Here is a 6706-nt window from a genome sequence, read left to right as displayed (position 1 = left end):
CTCGGTCTGGCCGGGCAACGGCTCGGCGATCAGGCGCGCGTGCAGGGAGACCACGTCGGCGAGGGACGGGCACTCGAGCAGGAAGGCCCGGTTGCCGACCCAGCGCAGGCCGCGGGCCGCGGGTCCGCCCGCGGAGGGCGAGGCGGAGGCGCCGGAGCCGGCGGAGGTGCGGGAGCCGTCGTCGGGACGGGAGGCGGAGCGACTCATGCGAACGAGGCGACCTCCACGCCGGCGTCCTCCAGGGCGGAACGGACGGCGGCGGCCATGGAGACCGAGCCGGGGGTGTCCCCGTGCACGCAGATGCTGGCCGCCTCGATCCGGATGTCCGAGCCGTCCACGGCGGTGAGCACGCCCTCGGTGGCCAGGCGGACCATGCGGGCGGCCACCTCGGACTCGTCGTGCAGGACGGCGCCGGGGTCACGGCGGGAGACGAGCGTTCCCTCCGGGGTATACCCGCGGTCCGCGAAGGCCTCGGCCACGCCGCGCAGGCCGGCCTGCTCCGCCTTGTCCAGGGCGAGGGAGCCGGGCAGCAGGAGCAGCGGCAGGTCCCCGCCAAACGCCTTGACGGCGTCCACGACGGCCTGGGCGTGGGAGTCGTGGTGGACGATCGTGTTGTAGAGGGCGCCGTGGGGCTTCACGTAGCGGATCTCAGTGCCGGCGGCGCGGGCCAGGGCCTGCAGGGCGCCGAGCTGGTAGAGCACGTCGTCCGCCAGCTCCGTGGGTGTGCAGTCCAGGAAGCGCCGCCCGAAGCCGGCCAGGTCCCGGTAGCCCACATGCGCGCCGACGGTGACGCCGGCCGCGACGGCGTCCCGGCAGGTCTGGGCGATGCCCGAGGGATCGCCCGCGTGGAAGCCGCAGGCCACGTTCGCGGAGGAGACGGAGCGGAAGATCGCGGCGTCGTCTCCCATGGTCCACGAGCCGAAGGACTCTCCGACGTCGCTGTTCATGTCGATGCGCATGGTGGCTCCTCGTGGGACGGTCGTGCCGCGCGACGGTGGCGGCACGCGGGGGTGGTGCGGGGCTCCGGAGGCGGGGATGGGCCGCCGGGCATGTGCCGCAGGTCACGCGACACCCTCCCATCATCCCTGATGAATGCCAGTTGTTCAACAATGAGGGCGAAAGTGCAGGTCTGGAGACGTCCGATCTCAGCCGTGCAGCCAGGGCGCTCGGACCGAATCCGGCGTGAGGTCCCTCGTGGTGGCGGCGCCCATCAGCGTCATGGCGACGCGGACCTCCTCGGCCAGCAGCTCGATCACCCGGGCCACGCCCTCCTGTCCGCCGGCCATGAGGCCGTAGAGGTACGCGCGGCCGATCAGCGTGAAGTCGGCGCCGAGGGCCAGGGCCGACACGACGTCCTCGCCGGTCGTGATGCCGGAGTCCAGGATGATCGGCACGTCCGGACCCGCCTCCGCACGCACCGCCGGCAGCGCCTGCAGGGAGACGGGGGCGCGATCCAGCTGTCGGCCGCCATGGTTGGAGACCACCAGGCCGTCCGCGCCGGTGTCCAGGGCGCGGCGGGTGTCCTCCGTGGTGAGGATGCCCTTGACGAACAGCTGCCCCTTCCACGCCGAGCGGATCCACTCGAGGTCCTTCAGGGAGAGCGTCGGGTCGAACATGCCGTTGATGATCGAGGGCAGGTCCCCCGCGGAGTCCGAGAGGGAGGCGAAGGTCAGCGGGTCCGTGGTGAGGAAGTCGAACCACCACTCCGGACGCCAGGCGGCGTCCACCACGGTCTTCGGGGTCAGCTTCGGCGGGATGGTCATGCCGTTGCGCACGTCCCGCAGACGCTGGCCGGCCACCGGGGTGTCCACGGTGACCAGCAGCGCGCCGTAGCCGGCGGCGGCCGCCGCACCGGCGTCCTCGCCCTCGGCGTGCATGAACCGGGTGAAGCCGGTGGGGGCGATGCCGAACGGCAGGGCCGAGTGGGCGCCGGCGATGTCCACGGACGTGTCCGGCTCGGCGGTCCGCCTTCGGCGGGGCGAACGATGAGCCGGGCAGGGCGACGGGGTCGAGCGGCCGTCGTCGGGAGAACGACCACGAACCACGCTGAGGTCTGCACAGCAGCCGGTATGCGGGGCAGATACAGACCGCTGTACGGACCTCAACGCTGCAGGCGAAGGACCAGTGGCAGATCAGGCGATCCCGGACGTGCCCAGCCAGGCGCCCACGCCGAACGTCACGGCCAGGGCGAGCGCGCCGCCGATCACCACGCGCAGGGTGGCCGGCAGGACCTTCGCCCCGCCCAGCCACGCGCCGGTGGCACCGGTGACGGCGAGCGCCACGAGCGTGGCGGCGAAGGTCAGCGGCACGCGGATGGCCTCCGGGGCCAGGATGATCGTCAGGAAAGGCAGCAGCGCGCCGAGCAGGAACGCCAGGAAGGACGCGCCGGCGGCATGCCATGGGCTGACCACCTCGTCCTCGTCCATATGCAGCTCCGCCCGCAGGTGCGCACCGAGTGCGTCCTGGGCGGTGAGCTCCTCGGCCACCCGGTGGGCCGTCTCCTCGGACAGGCCCTGCTCGCGGTAGATCTCCTTGAGCTCGGCGAACTCGCCCTCGGGGTCCTCGGCGAGCTCCTGTTTCTCCTTGGCGATCAGCGCGTTCTGGCTGTCCGAGGAGGAGGACACGGAGACGTACTCGCCCAGGGCCATGGAGATCGCGCCGCCCACCACGGCGGCGGTGCCGGCCACCATGACGGCGGTGTTGCCGGTGGTCGCACCGGCCACGCCCACCACGGTGGCGGCGACGGACACGATGCCGTCGTTCGCGCCGAGCACGCCGGCGCGCAGCCAGTTGAGCCGGTGGGCGGCGGAGCCGGGGTCGTGCGGCTCGGGCCGGGTGCTGTGGGAGACGTTCACGTCGGTCATGGCAGGAAGTCTCCGCCTGTCGGCACGCTCCCGCCAGTCAGCGAAGGCTCCCCTACCGAAGGCGGCCCTTCCTCCCGAAGGCGAGCCGCCGTCGTCGGGAAGGACCCGCCGGACGTGGACGGATCCCGCTCACCGCAGCGGCGTGTGCGCCGGATCGACCCGCTCGCCCTCGCGCACCGGTCCGGGGGCGGTGCCGCCGCCCCACGGATCACCGCCGAGCTCCTCGCGCCCGTGCGCGCTCGTCCAGCCGGACAGGTCCGGGCCCCGGGGGATCACGCCGGTGGGGTTGATGTCCTCGTGGACCACGTAGTAGTGCGCCTTGATCTGGGCGAAGTCCACGGTGTCCCCGAAGCCGGGGGTCTGGAACAGGTCCCGGGCGTACCCCCACAGCGCCGGCATCTCGGTGAGCCGGTTCCGGTTGCACTTGAAGTGACCGTGGTAGACGGGGTCGAAGCGCACCAGCGTGGTGAACAGGCGCACGTCCGCCTCCGTGATCCGCTCCCCCATGAGGAACCGGCGCGTGGTCAGCCGCTCCTCGAGGCGGTCCATGGCGGACCAGAGGCGGTCGTACGCATCCTCGTAGGCCTCCTGGCTGCCGGCGAAGCCGCACCGGTACACGCCGTTGTTGACCTCGGTGAAGACCCAGCCGATCACCTCGAACATCTCGTCCCGCTCCGGCCCGGCGTCCGGGATGAGCTGCGGGGCGCCCTCGCGGTGGTGCGCGGTCCACTCGGTGGACAGGTCCAGGGTGAGCTGCGGGTAGTCGTTGGTGACCACGCCGCCGGTGGGCACGTCCACCATGGCGGGCACGGTGATGCCGCGCGGGTAGTCCGGGAACCGTGCGACATAGTTCTCCTGCAGCCGTTCGGTGCCGAGCACCGGGTCCTTCCCGCCGGCGTCCAGGTCGAAAGTCCAGGAGCGGGCGTCATGGGTGGGTCCCGGCGTCCCGAGGGAGATCGCGTCCTCCAGGCCGAGCAGGCGGCGGACGATGATCGCCCGGTTCGCCCACGGGCACGCCCGGGCGGCCACCAGCCGGTAGCGGCCCGCCTCCACCGGCCAGGCCTCGGCGCCCTCCTCCAGCCCGGTGGCGATCCGGCCGGTCTTCGCGGGCTCCAGGGCGGGCGCGCTGCGGGCGCATCGACGTCCGCGACGATCCGGTCGCAGATGTACTGGGTGTCCCGGGTGAACTCCCGGCCTTCGGTCACGTACGCGCCGCGGGTGCTGTGTTCCATAGAATCCACCCTATGCCAGCACGTCAGACCGTCCCCGGCCCCGCCCCGGCCCCCTTCGTCCAGTGCGTCACCGCGGACAACCCCTCCGGGATGACCCTGTCCGGCACGAACACCTACCTGATCGGCGCCCCGGGCGCCGAGACGGTCGTGGTGGTGGACCGGGCCCGGCGTCCACCGCGCAGGAGCACCTCCGCAGCGTCCTCGCCGCCGCCGACGGCCGCCGGGTGGAGCTGATCCTGGCCACCCACCGGCACGAGGACCACACCGGCGCGATCGACGTGTTCCACGAGGCCACCGGCGCGCCCGTCCGCTCGCACCTCGAGGAGCACTGCCGCGGCGGTGGCCGCCCGCTGCAGGACGGGGATCGGATCGTGAAGGCGGACACCGTGATCGAGGCGATCCACACGCCCGGCCACACCTCGGACTCGTTCTGCTTCATGGTCCCCTCGGCCGGCGCGGACGGCTCCGTCCTGACCGGGGACACGATCCTCGGCGCGGGCACCACCATGCTGGACCACCCGGACGGCACGCTCGCGGACTACCTGGGCTCCCTGCAGCGGCTGCGCGAGCTCGGCGACGCCACCGTCCTGCCCGCCCACGGGCCGGTGCTGCCCTCGGTGGCCGCGATCGCGCAGGAGTACACGGACCACCGGAAGGAGCGCGTGCAGCAGGTCCGCGGGCTGCTGGCCGGGCTGCCGGAGGGACAGGCCGCGGAGACGACCCCGGATCAGCTGGCCGAGCAGGTGTACCCCGGCTTGGAGGGCACCGTGAAGCAGGTGGCCGCCGTGACCATGGCCGCCACCCTGGACTACGTCCGCGCCACCGCCTGACGGGGCCCGTCCGGGCGGCGGAGCGCACCTAGACTGGGAGGCATGGCATCCCCTTCCCCACGCCCCCGCCGCGCGCCGAAGCACGCCGCGGGCCTTCCCGACGACGGCGCCGTCACCTCGCCGTCCCCCTCGCCTGAGCCCGACCCCGCCGAAGAGGGCCCGGAGCTGTCCCCGGAGGAGCTCGCCTCGAAGAAGGCCGCGGAGAAGCAGGCCCGCCGCGAGTCCAAGGCCGCCCTGAAGCAGGACGCGAAGGACGCGCGCCTGGCCCGGCGCACCGCGCGGGCCGAGCGCCGGCTCGAACGTGCCCAGCGGAAACAGGCCGAGCGCACCGCCCGCCGCATCCGCCCGGTCGGCGAGGCGCCCACCGAGGACTCTCCGCTGCCGGACCTGCCCGGCGGCGCCCCCACCATGCGCTACCTGGTGACCGGGGCGACCTCCGGCATCGGCGAGGAGATCACCCGTCAGCTGGCCGCCCAGGGACACCGACTGGTGATCGTGGGCCGGGACGCCGGCCGGCTCGAGGAGACCGCCCGGTCCCTGCGCGCCGCGTACCGCGTACCCGTGGAGACCCTGGCCGCGGACCTGCTCACCGAGGTCGGGCTGGACGCCGTGGCGGACCGCCTCCAGGCCCCGGACCGGCCGATCACCGGCATGGTGCACTCCGCCGGCACGGGCCTGGGCCCGGAGGTCCACGAGACCACCCGCCGCGAGGAGTTCGACCAGGCGTTCCTGCACGTGCAGGCCCCGCTGGCACTGTCCCAGGCCGCGCTGAAGGCGTTCCTCGCCCGCGGCGGCGGCCGGATCCTGCTCGTCGCCTCGGTGGCCGGGCTGGTCCCGGACGGCACCTATGGCGCCGCGAAGTCCTGGGCCGTGGCCTTCGCCCGCTGGGCGAACGTCCGCTACCGCTCCGAGGGCGTGCACGTCACCGCCCTGTGCCCGGGCCCGGTGTACACCGGATTCCACGAGCGGGCGGGGATCGACGCCTCCTCGTATCCGTCCTGGGCCTGGATGGCCGTGGACGAGGTCGTCCGCGAGGGCCTGGCCGCGCTCGCCCAGGGCCAGGGCGTCTGCGTGCCGTCCCGGCGCTTCCGTTCCCTCCTCCAGGCCGCGAAGATGGCTCCGGACACCCTGGTGGAGCGGTTCTCCCGCCACCGGGTGGCCCCCGCGTCCGGGCCGGGCGTCGGTGCGACGTCCGCAGACGCCCCGGCCCCCGCAGACACCACCGAGACCAGCCCCGTCCACGCCGATTCCGAGAGGACCCCAGCATGACCATCCTGGTGGGCTATGCCCCGCGCGCGGAGGCCCGCGCCGCCCTGAACAAGGCCATCGACATCGCCCGCTCCACCGGTGAGCGCATCGTGGTGGTCAACGCCGGCCCCGGCGGTGAGCACAAGTCGTCCAACCTGCTCAACGAGGCCCAGCAGCGGGAGCTGCAGCAGGTCCTGGACGGCTGCGGCGTGGAGGCGGAGTTCCGCCAGTACGCCCGCGGACGCTCCACCGCCATGGAGATGAAGGAGGTCGCCGCCGAGCTCGAGCCGACCATCGTGGTGATCGGCCTGCGCCGCCGCGGCGCCGTGGGCCGGTTCATGATGGGCTCGGTCTCGGACGAGCTGCTGCGCGAGCTGGACCAGCCGGTGCTCTGCGTGAAGGAGTACGCGGACCACACCCCGGAGGCCGTGTCCTCCAAGGCGGACACCACCCCCGTGGCCGGCTCCCGGCGGGCCCCGGCCGTGGAGCCGGGCCGGGATGCCGAGCCGGGTCGCGGCCTGGACCGGGGCGA

The 6706-nt window shown here is 73.6% G+C and carries 6 protein-coding genes and 2 pseudogenes; 3 read left to right on the top strand and 5 right to left on the bottom strand.

Annotated elements, in window-relative coordinates; genetic code table 11:
- From AC2W7A_RS07660 to AC2W7A_RS07640, 5 genes and pseudogenes are all read right to left on the bottom strand, one after another.
- Positions 1-207: hypothetical protein (locus AC2W7A_RS07660; RefSeq protein ID WP_485990834.1), on the bottom strand; the 207-nt coding region annotated here is incomplete at its 3' end.
- Positions 204-959: a LamB/YcsF family protein gene (locus AC2W7A_RS07655; RefSeq protein ID WP_485990833.1), complete on the bottom strand. Its 756-nt coding sequence runs from the start codon at positions 957-959 to the stop codon at positions 204-206. The genes AC2W7A_RS07660 and AC2W7A_RS07655, both read right to left, overlap by 4 nt.
- 186 nt (positions 960-1145) lie before the next feature.
- Positions 1146-1964 (bottom strand): annotated as a pseudogene (locus AC2W7A_RS07650) (alpha-hydroxy acid oxidase); the annotation flags it as partial.
- A 168-nt stretch (positions 1965-2132) separates the two neighbouring features.
- Positions 2133-2864, bottom strand: a complete 732-nt coding sequence (locus tag AC2W7A_RS07645) for a VIT1/CCC1 transporter family protein (protein WP_485990832.1) — start codon at positions 2862-2864, stop codon at positions 2133-2135.
- A 129-nt stretch (positions 2865-2993) separates the two neighbouring features.
- Positions 2994-4096, bottom strand: a pseudogene (locus AC2W7A_RS07640) (glutathione S-transferase C-terminal domain-containing protein).
- A 62-nt stretch (positions 4097-4158) separates the two neighbouring features.
- On the opposite strand from AC2W7A_RS07640, the gene AC2W7A_RS07635 reads away from it, so the two are divergent.
- The 3 genes from AC2W7A_RS07635 to AC2W7A_RS07625 form a co-directional block, all read left to right on the top strand.
- On the top strand, positions 4159-4926 hold the full coding sequence (locus AC2W7A_RS07635; protein WP_485990831.1) for an MBL fold metallo-hydrolase: 768 nt from the start codon (positions 4159-4161) through the stop codon (positions 4924-4926).
- Between the two features lie 42 nt (positions 4927-4968).
- Positions 4969-6195: an SDR family NAD(P)-dependent oxidoreductase gene (locus AC2W7A_RS07630; RefSeq protein WP_485990830.1), complete on the top strand. Its 1227-nt coding sequence runs from the start codon at positions 4969-4971 to the stop codon at positions 6193-6195.
- Positions 6192-6706, top strand: a 515-nt coding sequence (locus AC2W7A_RS07625) for a universal stress protein (RefSeq protein WP_485990829.1), incomplete at its 3' end; no start/stop codon positions are given. The genes AC2W7A_RS07630 and AC2W7A_RS07625, both read left to right, overlap by 4 nt.

This window comes from Micrococcus sp. LASM2_SD2 (assembly GCF_057364565.1).
This window is presented reverse-complemented; position numbering and strand designations above follow the sequence as displayed.

Excerpts from the sequence above, each read along its gene's own strand:
- AC2W7A_RS07655 (WP_485990833.1), bottom strand. The coding sequence starts at position 959 with ATGCGCATCGACATGAACAGCGACGTCGGAGAGTCCTTCGGCTCGTGG.
- AC2W7A_RS07645 (WP_485990832.1), bottom strand. The coding sequence starts at position 2,864 with ATGACCGACGTGAACGTCTCCCACAGCACCCGGCCCGAGCCGCACGAC.
- AC2W7A_RS07630 (WP_485990830.1), top strand. The coding sequence starts at position 4,969 with ATGGCATCCCCTTCCCCACGCCCCCGCCGCGCGCCGAAGCACGCCGCG.